This window comes from Pseudomonas sp. CGJS7, from assembly GCF_036961695.1.
On sequence record NZ_JBAMDI010000014.1, the window covers coordinates 1 to 20,564 of the forward strand.

Sequence of the window (20,564 nt, forward strand, 5' to 3'; positions counted from 1 at the left end):
GCCGGCGCCCGCGCCGGGCACCTGGTCCACGCCCAAGCGCGGCGACGATTGGGGCGAATCGAATCGCAACCGTCCGGGCGCGCAGCGCGGCGACTCGCCGGGGCTGTACAACAGCGACGGCAGCCTGCGCCTGGCCGACGCGCCGGGTTCGGCGTCGCCGGGCAATCCGCCGGGCACCATCACCGCGGAAATCAAGGATCTCGATCGCGCCGGCACCTGGCTGCGGCGCAAGCCGACCGATTACGAGCCGACCACGCTCGACAAGTATTGGCGGCCGGACGAAACCCTGTTGGCCGAGTGGGTGCGGCGCAGCGTGCGGATGGTGACGATTCCGATCCCGGGCTCCAACAAGCGGATCCAGTGCACGGTGGCGCTGTTGTTGGCCGGCGGCGGCTGCGGCATCAAAGATCCGAATTTCAACGAACAACCGGCCGAAGCGCGCCCGCCGCCGGATATCCCGTTCAAGAAGCATCTGCAGGAAGACAACGGCAGCGTCAGGCCGCCGCCGGGCGGTTGAGGGCGAGCGATTCGCGAAGTCCGACTGAAGCAGCGGCGTCCCGCGGGATTCGCTTCGGTCGCAAGCCGCGATCGCGGATCGTGGATGCCGGCGCGACTGCGATGCGGAGATTCGTCTGCAGCAGACACGAAAACGGCCCGCATGCGGGCCGTTTCGCTATCCGGGCGCGGACGGGCCGCGGCGCGGATCAGTGGATGCCGTGCAGATCGCGCAGGTGGATGTCCTTGTCGCGCGAACCGAAGTACGCGGCGAGGTCGGCGATCTGCTGGTCGGTCAGGTTCTTGGCCTGGCCCGACATCAGCGCGTGCTCGCGGTCGCCGTCGCGGTACATCTGCAACGAGTGGGCGATGTAATCGTGGTACTGGCCGGCCAGGGTCGGGTAGGTCGGATCGATCGGCGCATTGCCTTCCGGACCGTGGCAGCTCACGCACGACTGCTTGGTCGGGCTGCGTTCGCTGTCGCTGGCCAGCTTCTTGCCGTTTTCGATGTTGCCGGCCGGCAGGCCCGAGGAAGAACTGGTGTGGCCGGCGTTGCGGTCGGCCGAGGAATGGCCGGCCGGCACTTCGCCGCCGCCGGAGCAGGCGGTCAGGGCCAGAGCGAGCATGGCGATGGCGAGGCCGCTGTTGAGGAAGCTGGAGTTCGTCATGGGGCGGCTCACTTGGCGCTGGAAAGGAAGGCGGCGATGTCGGCGATGTCCTGGTCCGAGAAGCTCTGGGCCTGGGCCTGCATCGTCGGGTGCTTGCGCGCGCCCTTCTTGTATTCGGTCAGCGCATTGACCAGGTACTCCGGCGACTGACCGACGATCTTGGGAACGTGGTAGTTGGGGTACGCGTTCTTATAGCCCTGGACGCCGTGGCAGCCCTGGCACGTATAAGTGAGCATGCGGCCGGTTTCCGGATTGCCTTTGGCGGCGGCCGGGGCGGCGGTGGAAGCAGCGGCGGGTGCCGGGGCCTTGGCGGGTTCCTGTGCGGCCGCGGTGGCGGCGACCAGGGTCAGGGCAAAGCAGGCGGCGATCGTCAGCGGTCGCATCATGTCGTAGTCCGCAATCTCGAGTGGCTAGCGAAAGGTGTGGCTGGCTCTGCGGGGCCGAAGCCGCGCACAAGTCGGCGAGTATAGCCGGCGAGACGATTGCAACGAAGCCGTCCAATCACGCATCACATACTGATGCCGGTCCCGGAACTCGCCGCAAGGTCCTCCGAAGGCCGACTGGATGCCCATGCGATCCAGGTCCGATAAGTCCGGCCGCCCGTGCTCGCGCTTACCGTGCCTCAGAATAAATCCATGGCTCCAGTCATCATGACCTTCGGCGGATGTTGGCTTTCCGGGTCGGTGATATACCTATATACAACACCGGCATACGACCGGTAACCGACGAATTAATAGAACAATTTTGGGGTCGTCTCGAATGCGTCAACTCACCAACAACCGCAACAGCGGTCCGGCAGCGCGCGGCATGGCGCCCCCGGCCAAGGTAGCTCTGGCCGTCCTGGCGCTGGCATGCGCCCTGGGCCTGTCGGCCTGCAAGGGCGGGGCGGGCTCCGCCGAGGCGCAGGCCAAGGAAGCCAAGGACAAGGCCTCCGATGCGGTGCCGGTCGAAGTCGCCCAGGCCTCGCGCCGCGCGATCGCCGCCAGCTACACCGGCACCGCGCCGCTGGAAGCGCGGGCCGAATCGCAGGTGGTGGCCAAGACCTCCGGCGTCGCCTTCGAGGTCATGGTCGAGGAAGGCCAGCAGGTCAAGGCCGGGCAGGTGCTGGTGCGGCTGGACTCGGCCCGCGCCGAGCAGCAGGCCGCCCAGACCGGTGCGACCATGCGCAAGCTGGAAGCCAACTACGCCCGCGCCAAGCAAATGGCCGCGCAGCGCCTGCTCAGCGCCAACGACGCCGACCAACTGCGCTACGACCTGGAAAGCGCGCGCGCGGCCAATCGCCTGGCGACCCTGGAAGTCTCTTACGCCAAGGTCGAAGCGCCGATTTCCGGCGTAGTCGCCTCGCGTTCGATCAAGCCCGGCAACTTCGTCCAGATCAACTCGCCGATCATCCGCATCGTCGACACCTCGCGCCTGGAAGCGGTGCTCAACGTGCCCGAGCGCGAACTGGCCACGCTGAAGGCCGGCCTGCCGGTGCAGATGCAGGTCGACGCGATGCCCGGCAAGGTCTTCACCGGCACCGTCGACCGGGTCGCGCCGGTGGTCGATTCGGGCAGCGGCACCTTCCGGGTGATCTGCGCGTTCGACGGCGGCGGCGTGCTGCAGCCGGGCATGTTCGGCCGCCTGCGCATCGACTACGACAACCGCGCCGACGCGCTGGTGGTGCCGCGCGCGGCGCTGCTGGAAGACGAAGGCGATCCGGCGGTGTTCGTGGTGCGCGGCAAGAAGGTCTCGCGGGTGCCGGTCAAGCTGGGTTATCTGGATGGCGCCTGGGCCGAGGTCCGCTCCGGGGTCAAGCTCGGCGAGCAGGTCGTGGTCGCCGGCAAGACCGCGCTGCGCGAAGGCACCGAAGTGCTGATGATCAACACCAAGCCGGCCCCCGCGGTCGCCAGCGCCGCCGGCGCGGCCACCGACAAGCAGTAAGCGTCCGGCGCTTGCGGTCCGACGCGGCCGGCCCTCGGCCGCGTCCTTCGAAACCTATTGAACGTGGGGACTGACTGTGGCTCAGCTTCCGGACACGACGTCCTTTAACTTGGTGGAGTTTTCCACCCGCCGCCGGGTGACCGTGGCGATGGTAACCATCACCTTCCTGCTGTTCGGCCTGATCGCGCTGAACAGTCTGAAGGTCAATCTGCTGCCGGATCTGAGTTATCCGACGCTGACCGTGCGCACCGAATACACCGGCGCGGCGCCGACCGAAATCGAAACCCTGATCACCGAACCGCTGGAAGAAGCGGTCGGCGTGGTCAAGGGCCTGCGCAAGCTCAAGTCGGTCTCGCGCACCGGCCAGAGCGACGTGGTGCTCGAGTTCGCCTGGGGCACCGACATGGACCAGGCCAGCCTGGAGGTGCGCGACAAGATGGAGATCGTGCAGCTGCCGCTGGAAGCCAAGAAGCCGGTGCTGCTGCGCTTCAATCCCTCCACCGAGCCGATCCTGCGCATCGCGCTGTCGACCAAGGGCGGCGACAAGGCCAGCGACACCGAGGCGATCCGCCAGCTGACCGCGTTGCGCCGCTACGCCGACGACGATCTGAAGAAGAAGCTCGAACCGGTCGACGGCGTCGCCGCGGTCAAGGTCGGCGGCGGCCTGGAAGACGAAATCCAGGTCGATATCGACCAACAGAAAATCTCCCAGCTCAATCTGCCGATCGACACCGTGATCCAGCGGTTGAAGGCGGAGAACATCAATATTTCCGGCGGCCGCCTGGAAGAGGGCGCGCAGCGCTATCTGGTGCGCACGGTCAACGAATTCGCCAGCGTGCCGGAAATCCGCGAGATGCTGGTGACCACGCAGAAGCCCGGCGGCAACGCCGCGGCCGACGCGGCGGCGGAAATGGCGCGGGTGGCCGCGGCCTCGGGTTCGGCCGACGCGATGGCGGCGGCGGCTTCGGTGCAGAGCGCGAACTCGGGCGACCAGACCACCGCGGCCGGCGGCAAGCCGGTGCGGTTGAAGGACATCGCCGACGTCCGCCAGGGCTACAAGGAACGCGAGGCGATCATCCGCCTGGGCGGCGTGGAAGCGGTCGAACTGGCCATCTACAAGGAAGGCGACGCCAACACCGTGTCCACCGCCGACGCGATCCAGGCGCGGCTGGAGCAGATCAAGGCGCAGATTCCGCCGGACGTGGAACTGACCACGATCGACGATCAATCGCAGTTCATCCGCCACGCCATCAGCGACGTCAAGAAGGACGCGGTGATCGGCGGTTTCCTGGCGGTGCTGATCATCTTCCTGTTCCTGCGCGACGGCTGGAGCACGTTCGTGATCGGCCTGTCGTTGCCGGTGTCGATCATCGCCACGTTCTTCTTCATGGACCGCCTGGGCCTTAGCTTGAACGTGATGTCGCTGGGCGGCCTGGCCTTGGCCACCGGCCTGGTGGTGGACGACTCGATCGTGGTTCTGGAATCGATAGCCAAGGCGCGAGAACGCGGGCTCGGCATCCTCGAAGCGGCGGTGGTCGGCACCCGCGAGGTCAGCATGGCCGTGGTCGCCTCGACCCTGACCACCATCGCGGTGTTCCTGCCGCTGGTGTTCGTGGAAGGCATCGCCGGGCAACTGTTCCGCGATCAGGCCCTGACCGTGGCGCTGGCGATCGGCATTTCGCTGATCGTGTCGATGACCCTGATCCCGATGCTGAGCGCGCTGCGCGGGCGTCCGGCGCTGGGCTTCCAGGAAGAAGCGCCGCATCCGCGCTGGCGTCCGAACAATCCGGTGCTGAAGGTGCTGGCCTGGATTCCGTACGCGATCGTGGTGGCGGTGAGCTCGGTGTTCTTCGGCATCGCCTGGGTGGTGACGCGCGCATGGCGCATCCTCGGCGCGGTGGTCGGGCCGATCATGGGCAAGGCCAGCGATATCGCGATGGCGCCGTATGCGCGCGCCGAACGCGGCTACCTCAAGCTGCTGCCGGCGGCGATGGGGCATCGCGGATTGGTGTTGGGTCTGGCCGGTCTGGCCTTCGCCGCGACCCTGGCCGCGGTGCCGCTGCTCGGCGCGGATCTGATTCCGCAGCTGGCGCAGGACCGTTTCGACATGACGGTCAAGCTGCCGCCGGGCACGCCGCTGCGCGAGACCGACAAACTGGTGCGCGAGATCCAGCAAAAGCACGCCAAGGACCCCGGCATCCACGCCTGGTTCGGCGTCAGCGGCAGCGGCACGCGGCTGGACGCCAATCCGACCGAGAGCGGCGAGAACATCGGCAAGATCACCGTGGTGATGGCCGACGGCGGCAGCAAGCAGATCGAAGCCGAGGAAACCGAACGTCTGCGCCGCACCATGCAGGGCCATCCGGGCGCGCAGGTCGACTTCGCCCGTCCGCAGCTGTTCAGCTTCTCCACGCCGCTGGAAATCGAACTGCGCGGCCAGGATCTGGAAACCATCCAGCGCGCCGGCCAGCAGATGGCCAAGATGCTCCGCGGCAACCCGCACTTCGCCGACGTCAAGTCGACGGTGGAGCAGGGCTTCCCCGAGATCCAGATCCGCTTCGACCAGGACCGCGCCGGCGCGCTCGGCCTGGCCACCCGCGACATCGCCGACGTGGTGGTGAAGAAGGTGCGCGGCGACGTCGCCACGCGTTACAGCTTCCGCGACCGCAAGATCGACGTGCTGGTGCGCGCGCGCCAATCCGACCGCGAATCGATCGAAAGCATCCGCCGCCTGATCGTCAATCCGGGCAGCAACCGCCCGGTGACGCTGGAGTCGGTGGCCGAGGTGGTCGCCACCACCGGCCCGAGCGAAATCCACCGCGCCGATCAGGTGCGGGTGGCGATCGTGTCCTCGAACCTGCGCGACATCGACCTGGGCGGCGCCATCGCCGAGGTGCAGAAGCTGGTGCGCGAGCAGCCGCTCAGCGCCGAAGTGGGCATGCACATCGGCGGCCAGGGCGAGGAACTGCAGCAATCGATCAACTCGCTGTTGTTCGCGTTCGGCCTGGCGATCTTCCTGGTGTACCTGGTGATGGCCTCGCAGTTCGAGTCGCTGCTGCATCCGTTCGTGATTCTGTTCACCATCCCGCTGGCCCTGGTCGGCGCGGTGCTGGCGCTGCTGCTGACCCGCTCGGCGGTGTCGGTGGTGGTGTTCATCGGCCTGATCCTGCTGGTCGGCCTGGTGGTGAAGAACGCGATCATCCTGATCGACAAGGTCAACCAGCTGCGCGAACACGGCACGCCCAAGCGCGAGGCCCTGATCGAAGGCGCGCGTTCGCGGTTGCGCCCGATCATCATGACCACGCTGTGCACCTTGTTCGGCTTCCTGCCGCTGGCCATCGCCACCGGCGAAGGCGCCGAAGTGCGCTCGCCGATGGCGATCACGGTGATCGGCGGCCTGCTGGTGTCGACGCTGCTGACCTTGGTGGTGATCCCGGTGGTCTACGATCTGCTCGACCGCCGCGGCGACGAGTACTACCGCAACCGAGTGCGCAAGGCCGAACGCGAGGCCCGCGCGGCCGCCGACAAGATCGGCCACGACAACGATCCGCTGACCGAGGCGCACTGACATGAGCAGCGTTGCCGAGATCAGCATCAAGCGGCCCATCACGACCATCATGCTGTTCGTGTCGATGTTCGTGATCGGCCTGATCGCGGCGGTGCGGCTGCCGCTGGAATCGTTGCCGGACATCTCCGCGCCGTTCCTGGTGGTGCAGTTGCCCTACGACGGCTCCACTCCGGAAGAGGTCGAGCGCACCATCTTGCGCCCCGCCGAAGAGGCGCTGGCGACGATGACCGGCATCAAGAGCATGCACGGCAACGCAAGCTCGGATGCGGCGACCATCCAGATGGTCTTCAAGGATTGGGATCGCGACATCGCGATCACCGCCTCGGAAGCCCGCGAGCGCATCGATGCGATCATCGACGAGCTGCCCGACGGGTTTCAGCGCTATTTCGTGTTCAAGTGGTCCAGCGGCGATCAGGCGATCTTGCAAGTGCGTTTGGCCGGGGATATGGACCTCAGCCGCGAGTACGATCTGATCGACCGCGAGTTCAAGCGCCGTCTGGAACGCATTCCCGGCGTGGCCAAAGTCGAGATCGGCGGCGCCTCGCCCAACGAGGTGGAGATCGCGATCCTGCCCGACCGCTTGGTCGCCCACGGGGTGGATCTCAACACCTTGACCAAGAGCCTGCAGGCGCTGAACTTCTCGATTTCCGCCGGCCAGATCGAAGACGGAGGGCGCCGCCTGCGGGTGCAGCCGATCGGGCAGGTCACCGATCTGGAACAGTTCCGCAATCTGGTCATCAACAGCAGCGGCCTGAAACTCGGCGCGATCGCCGACGTTCGGCTCAAGCCCGCGCGTCTGGAGACCGGGCGTCGCCTGGACGGGCGCCCGGCGATCGGCCTGGACATCTACAAGGAGCGCAACGCCAATCTGGTGGAGGTCTCGAAGGCGGCGCTGGCCGAGGTCGAGGCGATCCGCGCCCAGCCGGCGTTGAGCAACATCGAAATCAAGGTGATGGAGAACCAGGGCGAGGAAGTCACCGGTTCGTTGTTGGAACTGGCCGAGGCCGGCGGCATCGGCCTGCTGCTGTCGATCGCGGTGTTGTTCTTCTTCCTGCGCCACTGGCCGTCCACGCTGATGGTGACCCTGGCGATTCCGATCTGCTTCGTGATGACCTTGGGCTTCATGCATTTCGTCGGGGTCACCCTGAACGTGCTGTCGCTGATGGGGTTGTTGCTGGCGGTGGGCATGCTGGTGGACAACGCCGTGGTGGTGGTGGAGAGCATCTACCAGGAACGCGAGAAGATGCCCGGCCAGCCGCAGTTGGCCTCGATCCTGGGCACCCGCCACGTCGCCATCGCCTTGTCGGCCGGCACCTTGTGCCACTGCATCGTGTTCCTGCCCAATTTGATCGGCGAAACCAACGACATCAGCATCTTCATGTCGCAGATCGCGATCACCATTTCGGTGTCGCTGCTGGCGTCGTGGCTCGTGGCGGTGAGCCTGATACCGATGATTTCGGCGCGGCTGAAGACTCCGCCGGCGGCCAATACCACCACCGGGCTGATTCCGTGGATTCAGCGCTCTTACGCCCATGTTCTGCGTTGGACCCTGGAACACCGCGGCCTGAGCCTGATCGGCATCGCGCTGGTGGTGGCCATCAGCCTGGTGCCGATGAGCAGGACCAAGTTCGATATGTTCGGCAACGAGGGCGGCACCGACGCTTTCATCCAGTATCGATGGAAAGGCAGCTACACCCGCGAGCAGATGTCGGCGGAAATCCTCAAGATCGAGCAGTTTCTGGAGGCGCGCCGAAAGCAGTACCACATCAAGCAGATCTATTCGTTCTTCAGCGAGCGCGGCGGCGGCGACGCCGGTACTCGCCTGCAGTTCCGCGAAGACGAGATCAAGAACAGCAAGGCGCTGGTCGAGACGATCTCCAAGGCGTTGCCCAAATCGGCAAAGGCCGAGATCAGCATGGGGCAGGGCGAGGACGGCGATCCGAACGGCGGTAAGAATGTCCAGGTTCAGTTGGTCGGCGATTCGACCGAAGCCCTGAGCGAACTGGCCGGCGACATCGTGCCGATGCTCGCGCGTCGGCCCGAATTGCGCGAGGTGCGCGTGGACGTCGGCGATCGCAACACCGAGCTCAACGTCAGCGTCGACCGCGAGCGCGCGGCGTCGTTCGGTTTCAGCGTCGAGGAGGTGTCGCGTTTCGTCGGTCTGTCGTTGCGCGGCGCGCAGTTGCGGGACTTCCAGCGCGGCGATTCCGAAGTGCCGGTGTGGGCGCGCTTCGCCGATGCGGAGAAGTACAGCCTGGAGAATCTGGCCGAGTTGACTGTGCGCGCTTCCGACGGCCGCAGCGTGCCGCTGCTGTCGATGGTCGACGTCAACGTGCGGCCTACCGCGAGCCAGATCAATCGCAACAACCGCCAGACCACGCTGACCATCATGGCCAGTCTCAACGGCAAGGCCACCACCCCGGAGGCGCGCAAGGCGATCGAGGACACGCTGAAGAGCGTGGCGTTCCCGGCTGGCTACAGCTACAGCTTCGACGGCAGCTCGTTCGAGCGCGACGACGACGCCGGCAAGCAGATGACCTTCAACTTGATCATCGCCCTGGTGATGATCTACGTGGTCATGGCCGCCGTGTTCGAGTCGCTGCTGTTCCCGGCGGCGATCATGAGCTGCGTGGTGTTTTCGATCTTCGGCGTGTTCTGGCTGTTCTGGCTGACCGGAACCGCGTTCACGGTGATGGCCTTCATCGGTATCCTGGTGTTGATGGGGGTGGTGGTGAACAACGGTATCGTCATGGTCGAGCACATCAACAACCTGCGAAGACGCGGGCTCTCGCGCAACCAGGCGCTGATCGAAGGCAGCCGCGAACGTCTGCGCCCGATCATGATGACGATGGGTACGGCGATCCTGGCGATGATTCCGATTTCGCTTAGCGACACTGTGGTGCTGGGCGGTCTGGCCTATTCGCCGATGGCGCGCGCGGTGGCCGGCGGTCTGGCGTTCTCGACCGTGGTCAGCCTGCTGTTCCTGCCGACGATCTACGCGATCCTCGACGACCTGCGCGCCGCCTCGGGCGCGCTGGTGGCGCGCGCGCGCGCCAAGCGGGGCGGATCGGGTGCGTCGGCGAGCGCGGTCGGACAGGCCTGAGCGCACGTACAGGCAAGCGGAGATTGACGCGGCATCTCCGCCGCGGCTATGGTCGCCGGGTCCGTCCCGCCGGGATGGACTTCATCGACAACTATCAAGGACGACACATGAAAAACCGATTGAAGCTCGCCGCGCTGTGCGCTTGCCTGACGCTTTCCGCCACCGTCATGACCGCTTCGGCCACCGGCGTTGGTGCGGGTGGGGTAGGGACTACCGGCACTCCCACCGCTCTGTGTGAAGCTGTGCAAGAAGTGATCTTCTTCTATGACTTGAAGTGCGGTCAGTAAGATATAGATCGCTTCGCCCGAGTCGTCATTCAGGGCGACGCTGACGGCAACGCAGAAACAAGAAGGCCGGCGAATGCCGGCCTTCTTGCGTTCGCGTCGGCGCGTGGCGGCGCCGATCCGCTTTCACCCCACCAACTTGCTGGCGATCTTCAGCGAGAACGGCGGCGGCAACGCCGGCACCCGCCTGCAATTCTTCGAGGATCAGATCAAGGACACCAAGACGGTGACCGATGAGATCAGCAAGATCCTGCCCAAGTCGGCCAAGGCCGAGATCACCGTCGGCCTGGACGGCGGCAACGGCGGCGGCGGAAACGAAGGCAAGAGCGTGCAGGTGCAGTTGGTCGGCGACTCCACCGAGACGCTGTCGGCATTGGCCGGCGATCTCGTGCCGATCCTGTCGCGGCGCTCGGAACTGCGCGACGTGCGGGTGGATGTGGGCGACCGCAACACCGAGCTCAACGTCAAGGTCGACCGCGAGCGCGCGGCTTCGTTCGGCTTCAGCGTCGAGGAAGTCTCGCGCTTCGTCGGCCTGGCCCTGCGCGGCGCGCAATTGCGCGACTTCCAGCGCGGCGAAACCGAGGTGCCGGTGTGGGCGCGGTTCGCCGGCGCGGAGAAATTCGGGATCGAGAACCTGTCCGAATTCACCGTCCGCTCGCCCGACGGCCGCAGCGTGCCGCTGCTGGCGATGGTCGACGTCAGCGTGCGTCCGACCGCCAGCCAGATCAACCGCAACAACCGTCAGACCACGCTGACCATCCAGGCCAACCTCAACGGCAAGACCACCACGCCGGAAGCGCGCAAGGCGATGGAGGAGACGCTCAAGGCGGTGGCGTTCCCGGCCGGCTACAGCTACAGCTTCGACGGCAGCTCGTTCGAGCGCGACGACGACGCCGGCAAGCAGATGATGGTCAACCTGGTCCTGGCCTTGATCATGATCTACGTGGTGATGGCGGCGGTGTTCGAATCGCTGCTGTTCCCGGCGGCGATCATGAGCTGCGTGGTGTTCTCGATCTTCGGCGTGTTCTGGTTGTTCTGGCTGACCGGCAGCTCGTTCACGATCATGGCTTTCATCGGCATCCTGGTGCTGATGGGCGTGGTGGTGAACAACGGCATCGTGATGGTCGAGCACATCAACAACCTGCGCAGGCGCGGACTGCCGCGCAACGAGGCCCTGGTCGAAGGCAGCCGCGAGCGTCTGCGCCCGATCATGATGACCATGGGCACGGCGATTCTGGCGATGATTCCGATCTCGCTCAGCGACACCGTGGTGCTCGGCGGCCTAGCGTATTCGCCGATGGCGCGCGCGGTGGCCGGCGGCCTGGCGTTCTCGACCGTGGTCAGCCTGCTGTTCCTGCCGACGATCTACGCGATCCTCGACGACATGCGCGTGAGCAGCGCGCGGCTGGTACGCCGCGCGCGCGGCAAGCCCGAGTTCGACACCGCCGCGCCCTCGCACGCCTGACCGCGGACGTCGCCCATCGTAGGCGAATCGAGTCCCCCTTTGAAAAAAGGGGGCTCGAAGCTGCGAGCAAGCCCACTCCCGCAGGGCTTAAGCCGCGCGACCCGAGCGGCAGTAACGATAGCGAACAGCGCCTGTCGCAGCTGCAGGCATTTGCCGTCCCCTTACCGGAAGCCGCCTAGGGATCTTAGGCGCCGCGCCCGGCCCGATGCATACGCAGCGCGACTGCAGGGCGCATCGCACGTGTCTACGTGCACGCAAGGCCGATTTCGTCGGATTGACCGGCGCCTGCGCCGACGGTTAGCCTCGGCGGGTCCTTCCGCTTGCCCGCGTGGTAACTGCGCCTCGGCGCGTCTTCCCGTGACATCGCGCTGCGCCAAGGAACCGTGCTGCTCTGCTGTTCACGATACAGGGACTAATCATGAATACGAGAACCAACACAATTGCGGCCGACTGGGAGACTCATAGTTACTACGAAGAAGCAGAGAGGTGGACTGCGTCGTTTTGGAACGAAGGTACCGCCTTTCGCTCTTTTTTCGACAAGCTCGACATTCGCCGAACCGCCGAATTGGCGTGTGGGCACGGCAGGCACGCGGCGCAAATCGTCGACCGCGTCGAGAAACTGACGCTGGTCGACGTGAATCGGTCGAATCTCGATGCTTGCAAGAACCGGTTTCGGGACCGCAAGAACGTTACCTACGTCAAAACGGATGGCGACTCGCTTCGCGATATCCCGAACGCCAGCCAGACAGCCGTATTCAGCTATGACGCCATGGTCCATTTCGAGGCCGACACGATCTTGCTCTACCTGGGCGAGATCGCTCGCGTCCTGGCGCCTGGCGGGCGGGCGTTGCTTCACTATTCGAATCTGCACAGCATGCCCGCCATCGAGTACGGCCAAGGGCCGCATATGCGCAGTTTTTTCAGCGAAACGATGATGATTCATTTCGCGCACCGGCGCGGCCTCAAGCGCGTCGACAGTCGGACCTTGGATTGGGGGCACGAACCCACCTACCATGCGCTCGACGCGCTTACGTTGCTCGAGAAGACGGCGTAAGCGGTGCGCGAGGCGATCGCCGCGTCGGATCGCGCCAGGGCAGTACATGCCCGGCGCGAACGTCGGATGCCTGGGCTAACGACGGTGTCGCGACTCGCGTGATTTTTCGGCCGGCCCGGTCGCTGCGTTGAAACGAAAAGGCCGGCGAAAGCCGGCCTTTTCGTCACCGCTAGAGTTGTTGCTGCGCTAAGGCCTCGGCTCGCGCAGCCCGCTCATCCCACCAACTTGCTGGCAATCCGAAACCCAGCCAACCACACCCCAATACCGGTCCCGATATTGGTCAACATGAAATTCAGCACCACCCGCGCCACCCGATTGCGATACCACCCTTTCACCGTCTGCGCATCGTCGCGCAAGGCCATGAAATCGCCATAAGCCGGCTTGCGCCGATGCACCTCGACCAGGGCGCTGAGCGCGCCGGTCGGCACGCCCGGCCGGAACGGCTTGAGCGGCGCCACCACCGCGGCGGTGATGATGCTCAGAGGATGCCCGCCGGCCAGCAAGCAGCCCAGCGCGGCCAGGCCGCCGGTGAACAGCACCCATTGCAGCAACAGGTCGGCGCCGACCGCCACGCCGCCTTTCCAGAAACCCCAGGCGATGCCGGCCAGGATCAGGCTGGTGATGACGATCATCACCCACGGCACCTTGCTCTTGGTTTGCACTTGTTCCAGCGCGGTGCGCTGCTCGACCGGGTCCTGCACGTCTTCGCGCAGGTGCTTGGCCAAGCCTTGCAGATGCCCGGCGCCGACCACCGCCAATACCTCGCGCGACTCGCCGGCGGTTTCGCGCAGGCGCGCGGCCATGTAGCGGTCGCGCTCGGCGATCACGGTTTCGTACAACTGCGGGCTCTCGGCGGCGAACTCGCCGAAGCTCGATTCGAGCATGTCGCCTTGCTTGAGCTTCTCGATCTCTTCCTCGCCGACCTCATCGGCGGCGAACAGGCTGCTGATCAGGCCGACGCCGAGCTTGGTCCGGCCCCAGAAACCCAGACTCTGCGAGGCGCGCTTGAAGGTCAGGCCGACCTCGCGGTCGATCAGGTGCACCGGCAATTCGCGTTGGCGCGCTTCCAGCACTGCGCGCTTGAGCTCGGCGCCCGGTTCGATGCCCAGTTGCTCGGCCAGCCGGCGCTGATACGCGGCCAGGGCCAGATTGGCCGCGAACAGCGCGGTCTTGCCCGAACGGATCACCTGGATCAGGTCCAGCTTGGCCAGCGCGTCGGGATCGGTCAGCGCTTGCAGGCGCTGCGCGTCCAGTTCCACCGCCACCGCATCGAAGCGGCCGCTGCCGACCGCATCGCGGACCGCATCGACGCTGGCCTGGGAGACGTGGGCGGTGCCCAGCAAGGTGTAGCGGACGCCGTCGCGTTCGACGATGGCGTGCGGTTGGCCGTGCAGGCCGTCGTTCAGCGGTTCATTCATTCGGGGGCTTCTGGCTCGCTCGGCGATCAGCTGTGCCGGAGCACAGAAAGGCCCGCAGCATAGAGGCTGCACGGGGTGCCGGCAAACTTGCGACGGCGGTCTAGGCGCGGCCGCGCGAGGCGGCTTCGGCGGTGCCGGCGGGCTCGCCGTCGGCCAGCGCCAGGACCTGCTTGAGCGCGGTCTGGCGGATCTGTTTGCCCAGTTCGGGGTCGTCGATCGCGCGCGCCAGCATCGCGCCGCCGACGCACAAGGTGGCCATCGTCAGCGCGCGCTCGCGGGCGTGCGCGCTGTCGCCCAGCGGGCGCTGCAGCGCGCCGATCAGCGCGTCCAGCACCTGGGTGTAGGTCTGCTTGACGCATTCCTCGCCGCGGGCGACGTCGGAGGAGAACGAAATCAGCGGACAGGTGTAGTCCATCTCGGCCTGGTGGCGGTCGGACAGGTAATCGGTGGCCAACTGGCGCGCATCCGGCGCGTTCGGCGCGCCGCCGCGGCCGGGCGCGCAGCTGAGGATGTGCCGGACCACCTCGGCGTACAGGTCCTGCTTGCGCTGGAAGTGGTTGTAGAAGCCGCCGCGGGTCAGCCCGGCCTCGGCCATGATCTGGTCGATGGAGACCTCGGAAAAGCCGTGCCGGTTGAACAGGCGGCGGGCCGAGTCGACGATCCGCGCCCGGGTCTGGGCCTTGTGTTCGACGGTGTAGGGCATGGCGGGACTCGGCGGCGGAGCGCCCGGCGCCCGGAAAGGCCGGCGCGGGGCTCGCAAGGGGGGAGGCATCGGCGGGAGCGCCGGTTGCGACCGGTTTAGCACGATTCTATCTATGTTCTTGAACATATTTAGACCCGCCGCAGAATCGTTGCCATCCTTCCGCCACAAGGAACTCCGCGATGAAGCTGTATTACTGCGAAACCCCCAACGCGCGTCTGGCCTGCGCCGCCGCGCGCCATCTCGACGCCCCGGTCGAACTGATCCGGGTCGACCTCAAGCTCGGCGAACAGCGCCATCCCGACTACCTGGCGCTCAACCCCAACGGCAAGGTGCCGACCCTGATTCACGGCGACACCGTGTTGTGGGAAGCGCCGGCCATCGTCTGTTATCTGGCCCAGGTCGCCGGCTCGGATTTGTGGCCGGCCGATCCGGCCGCTCAGTTCGACGTGCTGCGCTGGATCAACTGGAGCACCGCGCATTTCAACCGTCATGCCGGCTCGTTGTTCTTCGAGCGGGTGATCAAGCCGGGCTTCGGCATCGGCGAGCCGTCGCCGGCGGTGCTGGAGGAGGCGGGCAAATACTTCCGTCAATTCGCCAAGGTGTTGAACGGGCAGTTGCAAGACCGCCGCTATCTGCTCGGCGAGCGGCTCAGCGCCGCCGATTTCGCCGTCGCCACGATGCTGCCCTGGACCCAGGCGGCGCAGTTGCCGCTGGACGGCTTCGCTGCGATCGGCGACTGGTATGCGCGGATCGACGCGCTGCCGGGTTGGCGCGATCCGTATCCGGCGCGCGATGTCGGCGCTGCGGCCGCGGCTTGATCGCAAACAGGCATCGACTTGGGAGCAAGAACGATGGTGGCGATGGCTGCCATCGTTTTCTGCGCTAAGAAACGCTTGCGATCACAACCGACAAGAGCGGTTCGCGAATCCCGAATCTGTAAAAACGACCGGCCTGGCCGAAGCGGGAGGGGTAGAGCCCCGGCCAGACCGATCGCACTTTGCTCGTGGGGTTTGCTGTGGGTCGGGCGTTGCCGACGCGCCGTTCAGGCCAGCCCGTAAGGCAGGTTCTCGCTCGACACCACTTTCTCGCCGACCTGTTCGCCATGCAGGAAACGCAGCGCGGCGACGATCACGCCGCCGTCGTCGGCGATACGGTTATGGCCCAGGCCCTGAGTGCTGAGCAGGCGCGAATCGGGCCAGTAGCGGGCATAGCGCTCGCCCTCGGCCCAAGGCACTTCCTTGTCGCCCAGGTCGTGCACGATCAGCGCCGGCCGGGCGATCGACGGCGCGTTGCGGTGCGCCTGCTGCGAGTCGAAGCTGATGCCGATGCGCTTTTCGTAGTAATCGAAAATGCGCCGGCACACGTCCTCGCCGATCCACAGGAAACGGGCGAAGCGTTTGACCGCCGCGACCGGATCGGCCGCCGGCGCGATCAACACCGCGCGTTCGGCGCGCATGCCGCGCGCCATCGCCAGCAGCGCCGCGGCGCCGCCGAGCGAATGGCCGATCACCGCCGCGGCCGGGCCGTAGTGCTCGCCGACCGCGTACAGATGGCGGGTGAAGTCGGGCAGGGTGGCCAGCCGGCCGCCGCTGCGGCCATGGCCGAGCTGATCGAACGCGACCACCGCATAGCCTTCGGCGCGCAACTGCGGCAGCCACTTGGCCACGCGGGTGCCGTGGCTCGACCAACCGTGCGCGAACAGCACATAAGGCTGACGCTGCGGATCGCCCCAGACGTAAGTCGCGATGGTCTGACCGTCGACCTGCAGGCTTTCCTCGCGCGCATCGAAGGTCGGCGCCGCCAGCGCGCGCTTGCGCGAGGACGCGAACGGGGTGCAGAACAAATTCGCGGCGCGATGCATGGTCGCCTCCGGGGCGAACCAGGCCCCGGCGACGAAGCTCAGGCGCAGGCCGTATAACCGAAACATGTTACGAACGGTCGTGCTAATTTTGGCGATAAGCGGATACATGACGGACCTCATTCGGTCGCTCAGACGGAGGGGGATGCGGAGTAGGAGCGGATCAGGCGCTCGAAAGCGCGGCGGCCGCGTTGTTTGGCGGTGTCGTAGCCGAACAGGCCGGAATCGTGGTGCACGATCAGGGCCAGACCGTAGATTTCGAACGACAGTTGCGCGGTATCGGTATCGGCGCCGAGCTCGCCGGTGTCGATGGCCAGTTGCACGGCTTGGCCGAGCACCTGATGCCAGCGTTTTTGTTGATCGACCACCGCATCGCGCAGGACGCCGGGGCGGTCGTCGTACTCGCTGACCGCGCCGAGCAGCACGCAGCCGCCTTCGGTATGGCGGGCCCAATCGAACCAGGCGTCGACGATGGCGCCCAGCCGGACCAGCCCGCGCGGCTGCTTGAGCGCGGGCAGCAGCACATAACCGACGAAGCGCTGGCTGGCCATGTCCAGCACCGCCAGCTGCAGATCCTCGCGCGAGCCGAAGTGGGCGAACACGCCGCTCTTGGACATCCCCACCGCGGCCGCCAGCGGGCCGATCGATAAACCTTCCAGCCCCGCCGAGCAGGCGATGCCGTAGGCCTGATCGAGGATGGCTTCGCGGGTGGCGGCGCCCTTGTTGGTGGCGGTCAAGACTGACATGGGCATAAAAATAGCACGTCCGTTCGTTTTATTACGACCGTTCGTCGGGCGAACGGCCAAACTCAGCATAGCCAGTTTGGCTGTGGCCGGCCGGTTTGGAGGGCGGGCAGGATGTGTCTAATTGTGCGCGGCGCGCACAGAGGGGCTGGTGGCCGTGGCGATGGGGCCGGTCGCGCGGCCGTGTTCGGCCATTCGGATTGGAGGATGCGCGAACCGCAGTGGGTTCGGGCCGATGCGGATTTCCGCGGGCGATGTCGGGACTGCGCCGACGCGCAGATCGCGTTCGTCCGCGAGATTGTTGCGCTATGGACGACGACGCCGATGCCCGCGACAGGCGGCGACGGCTGCGCCTGAAGCCGTCGTACGACTCAGGACGCGCGCAAGCCGGGCACGTTCTGATCCGGCTCGCCGTCGTTGCCGTCGCCGAGCGCTCGCACCATCTGCACCGTGTCCAGCCAGCGGCCGTGCTTGCGGCCGATCCCGGGAAACACCCCGGCGAGTTTGAAACCGAGCCGCTCATGCAGGGCGACCGAAGCGGCATTGCTGCCGTCGCCGATCACCGCGACCATCTGCCGGAAGCCCAACGCGGCGCAGTCTTCTATCAAACGTTGCATCAGCGCCCGGCCGATACCGCGGCCGTGGCTGGCGGGCTCGACGTAGACCGAGTTTTCCACGGTCCAGCGATAGCCGATCCGGCCCCGGTACGAGCTGGCGTAAGCGTATCCGGCGAACACCGCGTCGCCGTCGCCGACGAACTCGGCGATCAGATACGGATAACCGGCGTCGACGATGGCATGCCAGCGCCGACGCATTTCGGCGTCGTCGGGCACGTCGTACTCATAGGTGGCCACGCCCTCGCGCACCTCGCGCGCATACAACGCGGCGATCGCGGCCAGATCGGCCTCGACCGCCGGGCGCAGGCGCAGTCCGCGGGGCGTGTCGGCGCTCAATCGCGATACCGCTTGAGCAGGTCGGCGTAGGCGTCGATGCGGCGGTCGCGCAGGAACGGCCAGATCCGCCGCACGTGTTCGCTGCGGCCCAGATCGACTTCGGCCATCACGATTTCCGGCTCGACGGTCTTGGCCTCGGCCAGGAACTCGCCCTGCGGGCCGAGCACATGGCTGGAACCCCAGAACTGAATACCCGACGCGCCGATCGGCGAGGGCTCGTGGCCGACCCGATTGACGCTGAGCACCGGCAGACCGTTGGCGACCGCGTGACCGCGATGGCTGAGGATCCAGGCCATGCGCTGGCGGTCTTTTTCGTCCTGCTGATCGTCCGGGTCCCAGCCGATCGCGGTCGGGTACAGCAGCAGATCGGCCCCGGCCAGCGCCATCAGCCGCGCGCCTTCGGGGTACCACTGATCCCAGCAGACCAGCACGCCCAGGCGGCCGACCGAGGTCTGGATCGGTTCGAAACCGATATCGCCCGGGGTGAAGTAGAACTTCTCGTAGAAGCCCGGATCGTCCGGGATATGCATTTTGCGGTACTTGCCGGCGATGCTGCCGTCGGTCTCATAGACCACTGCGGTGTTGTGATACAGCCCGGCCGCGCGGCGCTCGAACAACGAGCTGACCAGGACCACGCCGTGCTGCTTGGCCAACGCGCCCAGACGCTCGGTGCTCGGGCCCGGGATCGGTTCGGCCAGATCGAACTCGTTGACCGACTCGTGCTGGCAGAAATACGGCCCGTTGTGCAGTTCCTGCAGCAGCACCAACTTGGCGCCGCGCTTGGCGGCTTCGCCGACCCGGCTTTCGATGTTGGCCAGATTGGCCTCGCGCGAACCTTGGTCGCGGTCCTGGATCAGGGCGACGGGGAGGGTGGTCTTGGTCATCGGGAGCACGGGTTCGGCTGTGGGGCGGATCGCCATTGTAGGAAATACGCCATGACGGGGGCACTGCGGTGGCAGTGGCGGGGATATCGAGGCGAGAGAGCCGGAACGAAAGGCGGGCCGCTATTGCATTGAACGCCGCAACGTCAAGGCCACCGTCATTCCGGCGACAGGCGGAACATCCAAATCACCGTCATTCCGGCGAAAGCCGGAATCCATTTTGATCTTGATTTTGCTGCCCGCAGCGGCGAAGGCCCGACAAGAAGCAACGTCAAAATGGATTCCGGCTTTCGCCGGAATGACGGGTGCGGGGTTTTTGGGAGAGCAGGGCGTTGAGTTGCGGCTGACAGCTTTGAGCCTTGCCGCCACCCACCGGCTTGGACGCAGTGCGTTCCAAGCCGCCGAAGACTTACGCCACCACGCCCCGCGGCAACTGCATGGTCACGCAATGCAGGCTGCCGTTCTGCCAGATCAGCGGCCGGCACGGCACCGCGACGATCTCGCGGTCGGGGAAGGCCTGGGCCAACACCGCCTGGGCTTCGCCGTCGCGGGCGTCGCCGTACGCCGGCATCAGCACCGCGCCGTTGACGATCAGGAAGTTGGCGTAACTCGCCGCCAGCCTTCGGTTTTCGTCGATGATCGGCTGCGCCCACGGCAGCGCGAACAGCCGGTAGGGCTGACCGTCGCGGGTGCGCAGCGCGGCCAGTTCGGCGGCCATGGCCTGCAGTTCGGGGTAATGCGAATCGGTCGGATCGTCGCAGCCTTGGTAGACGATGGCGTCGACCGCGGCGAAGCGGGCCAGGGTGTCGATGTGGGCGTCGGTGTCGTCGCCCTCCAGATAGCCGTGATCCAGCCACAGCACCCGGTCCTGATGCAGCCAGGCCGACAGCTTGGCGGTGATTTCTTCGCGGCTGGCGTCGGGGTGACGCTCGTGCAGGCACTGCCAGGTGCTCAGCAGCGTGCCCGCGCCGTCGGTTTCGATGCCGCCACCTTCCAAAGCGAAATCAATGCTTTGGCGCTCACTCTTCGCGAAGATTCCCTGACCGTGCAGGCGCTCGACCAGCAGATCGTCCTGGCTGGCGTCGAACTTGCCGCCCCAGCCGGTGAAGCGGAAATCGAGCAGGCGGAAGCCGTCGCCGGCCTTGAGCGTGATCGGGCCGGAGTCGCGCAGCCAGGTGTCGTCGTAAGGCGCGTCGATGAAATGGACCCGGTCCATGTCGATCCGCGCCGAGGACAGGCGCGCGCGGGCATAGGCCTGGACGTCGTCGTCGGCCACGCAGATCAGTGCCGGCTGGAAGCGGGTGATGGCCGCGACCAGGGCGATGTAGGTCTCTTCGACCTCGCCCAGGCGCTCGGCCCAGTCGGTGTCGGCGTTCGGCCAGGCGATCAGAACCGCGGACTGGGGTTCCCACTCCGCGGGGAAGCGCAATGCATTGTTGGTCATAACC

At 66.2% G+C, this 20,564-nt stretch carries 18 protein-coding genes; 9 read left to right on the forward strand and 9 right to left on the reverse strand.

Annotated elements, in window-relative coordinates:
• The coding region (locus V7787_RS11065) for a hypothetical protein (protein ID WP_336088050.1) at positions 1-517 on the forward strand (517 nt) is incomplete at its 5' end.
• A 187-nt stretch (positions 518-704) separates the two neighbouring features.
• Here the strand turns inward: V7787_RS11065 and V7787_RS11070 are convergent.
• A complete protein-coding gene (locus V7787_RS11070; protein ID WP_336088053.1) occupies positions 705-1,163 on the reverse strand; it encodes a c-type cytochrome in 459 nt (152 codons plus the stop codon).
• Between the two features lie 8 nt (positions 1,164-1,171).
• A complete protein-coding gene (locus V7787_RS11075) occupies positions 1,172-1,549 on the reverse strand; it encodes a c-type cytochrome (RefSeq protein ID WP_336088055.1) in 378 nt (125 codons plus the stop codon).
• A 373-nt stretch (positions 1,550-1,922) separates the two neighbouring features.
• Here V7787_RS11075 and V7787_RS11080 point away from each other — a divergent pair, with 373 nt between their 5' ends.
• The 6 genes from V7787_RS11080 to V7787_RS11105 all read left to right on the forward strand — a co-directional run bounded on the left by V7787_RS11080 (position 1,923) and on the right by V7787_RS11105 (position 12,560).
• On the forward strand, positions 1,923-3,086 hold the full coding sequence (locus tag V7787_RS11080) for an efflux RND transporter periplasmic adaptor subunit (RefSeq protein WP_336088058.1): 1,164 nt from the start codon (positions 1,923-1,925) through the stop codon (positions 3,084-3,086).
• Positions 3,087-3,198: 112 nt separating this feature from the next.
• Positions 3,199-6,654 carry an efflux RND transporter permease subunit gene (locus V7787_RS11085; protein ID WP_336088313.1) on the forward strand — a complete coding sequence of 1,152 codons (3,456 nt, stop codon included), beginning with the start codon at positions 3,199-3,201 and terminating at the stop codon, positions 6,652-6,654.
• Between the two features lies 1 nt (position 6,655).
• A complete protein-coding gene (locus tag V7787_RS11090; RefSeq protein ID WP_336088060.1) occupies positions 6,656-9,757 on the forward strand; it encodes an efflux RND transporter permease subunit in 3,102 nt (1,033 codons plus the stop codon).
• A gap of 107 nt (positions 9,758-9,864) precedes the next feature.
• On the forward strand, positions 9,865-10,044 hold the full coding sequence (locus tag V7787_RS11095; protein ID WP_336088062.1) for a hypothetical protein: 180 nt from the start codon (positions 9,865-9,867) through the stop codon (positions 10,042-10,044).
• 73 nt (positions 10,045-10,117) lie between these two features.
• On the forward strand, positions 10,118-11,506 hold the full coding sequence (locus tag V7787_RS11100) for an efflux RND transporter permease subunit (RefSeq protein WP_336088064.1): 1,389 nt from the start codon (positions 10,118-10,120) through the stop codon (positions 11,504-11,506).
• A 418-nt stretch (positions 11,507-11,924) separates the two neighbouring features.
• Positions 11,925-12,560, forward strand: a complete 636-nt coding sequence (locus V7787_RS11105) for a class I SAM-dependent methyltransferase (protein WP_336088067.1) — start codon at positions 11,925-11,927, stop codon at positions 12,558-12,560.
• 212 nt (positions 12,561-12,772) lie between these two features.
• On the opposite strand, the gene V7787_RS11110 is transcribed toward V7787_RS11105, so the two are convergent.
• Positions 12,773-13,978, reverse strand: a complete 1,206-nt coding sequence (locus V7787_RS11110; protein ID WP_336088069.1) for a TraB/GumN family protein — start codon at positions 13,976-13,978, stop codon at positions 12,773-12,775.
• 100 nt (positions 13,979-14,078) lie between these two features.
• Complete coding sequence (locus V7787_RS11115; RefSeq protein ID WP_336088072.1) at positions 14,079-14,681, reverse strand: TetR/AcrR family transcriptional regulator; 603 nt, start codon at positions 14,679-14,681, stop codon at positions 14,079-14,081.
• 179 nt (positions 14,682-14,860) lie between these two features.
• On the opposite strand from V7787_RS11115, the gene V7787_RS11120 reads away from it, so the two are divergent.
• Positions 14,861-15,499: a glutathione S-transferase family protein gene (locus tag V7787_RS11120; protein WP_336088073.1), complete on the forward strand. Its 639-nt coding sequence runs from the start codon at positions 14,861-14,863 to the stop codon at positions 15,497-15,499.
• 224 nt (positions 15,500-15,723) lie between these two features.
• On the opposite strand, the gene V7787_RS11125 is transcribed toward V7787_RS11120, so the two are convergent.
• Entirely contained in the window at positions 15,724-16,608 is an 885-nt protein-coding gene (locus V7787_RS11125) for an alpha/beta fold hydrolase (RefSeq protein ID WP_336088075.1), read from the reverse strand.
• A gap of 62 nt (positions 16,609-16,670) precedes the next feature.
• Positions 16,671-17,291, reverse strand: coding sequence for a TetR/AcrR family transcriptional regulator (locus V7787_RS11130; protein WP_336088078.1), 621 nt, complete (start codon positions 17,289-17,291; stop codon positions 16,671-16,673).
• Positions 17,292-17,489: 198 nt separating this feature from the next.
• Here V7787_RS11130 and V7787_RS11135 point away from each other — a divergent pair, with 198 nt between their 5' ends.
• Entirely contained in the window at positions 17,490-17,639 is a 150-nt protein-coding gene (locus V7787_RS11135; protein WP_336088081.1) for a hypothetical protein, read from the forward strand.
• Between the two features lie 14 nt (positions 17,640-17,653).
• On the opposite strand, the gene V7787_RS11140 is transcribed toward V7787_RS11135, so the two are convergent.
• The 3 genes from V7787_RS11140 to V7787_RS11150 form a co-directional block, all read right to left on the reverse strand.
• Complete coding sequence (locus V7787_RS11140; protein WP_336088083.1) at positions 17,654-18,235, reverse strand: GNAT family N-acetyltransferase; 582 nt, start codon at positions 18,233-18,235, stop codon at positions 17,654-17,656.
• On the reverse strand, positions 18,232-19,119 hold the full coding sequence (locus V7787_RS11145; RefSeq protein WP_336088085.1) for a carbon-nitrogen hydrolase: 888 nt from the start codon (positions 19,117-19,119) through the stop codon (positions 18,232-18,234). The genes V7787_RS11140 and V7787_RS11145 overlap by 4 nt, the downstream gene beginning before the upstream one ends.
• A gap of 406 nt (positions 19,120-19,525) precedes the next feature.
• Positions 19,526-20,560, reverse strand: coding sequence for an agmatine deiminase family protein (locus V7787_RS11150; protein ID WP_336088087.1), 1,035 nt, complete (start codon positions 20,558-20,560; stop codon positions 19,526-19,528).
• Positions 20,561-20,564 lie beyond the last annotated feature (4 nt).

Excerpts from the sequence above, each read along its gene's own strand:
- V7787_RS11110 (WP_336088069.1), bottom strand. The coding sequence starts at position 13,978 with ATGAATGAACCGCTGAACGACGGCCTGCACGGCCAACCGCACGCCATC.
- V7787_RS11090 (WP_336088060.1), top strand. The coding sequence starts at position 6,656 with ATGAGCAGCGTTGCCGAGATCAGCATCAAGCGGCCCATCACGACCATC.
- V7787_RS11075 (WP_336088055.1), bottom strand. The coding sequence starts at position 1,549 with ATGATGCGACCGCTGACGATCGCCGCCTGCTTTGCCCTGACCCTGGTC.
- V7787_RS11125 (WP_336088075.1), bottom strand. The coding sequence starts at position 16,608 with ATGTTTCGGTTATACGGCCTGCGCCTGAGCTTCGTCGCCGGGGCCTGG.
- V7787_RS11095 (WP_336088062.1), top strand. The coding sequence starts at position 9,865 with ATGAAAAACCGATTGAAGCTCGCCGCGCTGTGCGCTTGCCTGACGCTT.
- V7787_RS11150 (WP_336088087.1), bottom strand. The coding sequence starts at position 20,560 with ATGACCAACAATGCATTGCGCTTCCCCGCGGAGTGGGAACCCCAGTCC.
- V7787_RS11135 (WP_336088081.1), top strand. The coding sequence starts at position 17,490 with ATGCGCGAACCGCAGTGGGTTCGGGCCGATGCGGATTTCCGCGGGCGA.
- V7787_RS11115 (WP_336088072.1), bottom strand. The coding sequence starts at position 14,681 with ATGCCCTACACCGTCGAACACAAGGCCCAGACCCGGGCGCGGATCGTC.
- V7787_RS11120 (WP_336088073.1), top strand. The coding sequence starts at position 14,861 with ATGAAGCTGTATTACTGCGAAACCCCCAACGCGCGTCTGGCCTGCGCC.
- V7787_RS11080 (WP_336088058.1), top strand. The coding sequence starts at position 1,923 with ATGCGTCAACTCACCAACAACCGCAACAGCGGTCCGGCAGCGCGCGGC.
- V7787_RS11130 (WP_336088078.1), bottom strand. The coding sequence starts at position 17,291 with ATGCCCATGTCAGTCTTGACCGCCACCAACAAGGGCGCCGCCACCCGC.
- V7787_RS11070 (WP_336088053.1), bottom strand. The coding sequence starts at position 1,163 with ATGACGAACTCCAGCTTCCTCAACAGCGGCCTCGCCATCGCCATGCTC.
- V7787_RS11145 (WP_336088085.1), bottom strand. The coding sequence starts at position 19,119 with ATGACCAAGACCACCCTCCCCGTCGCCCTGATCCAGGACCGCGACCAA.
- V7787_RS11105 (WP_336088067.1), top strand. The coding sequence starts at position 11,925 with ATGAATACGAGAACCAACACAATTGCGGCCGACTGGGAGACTCATAGT.
- V7787_RS11100 (WP_336088064.1), top strand. The coding sequence starts at position 10,118 with ATGCCGGCCTTCTTGCGTTCGCGTCGGCGCGTGGCGGCGCCGATCCGC.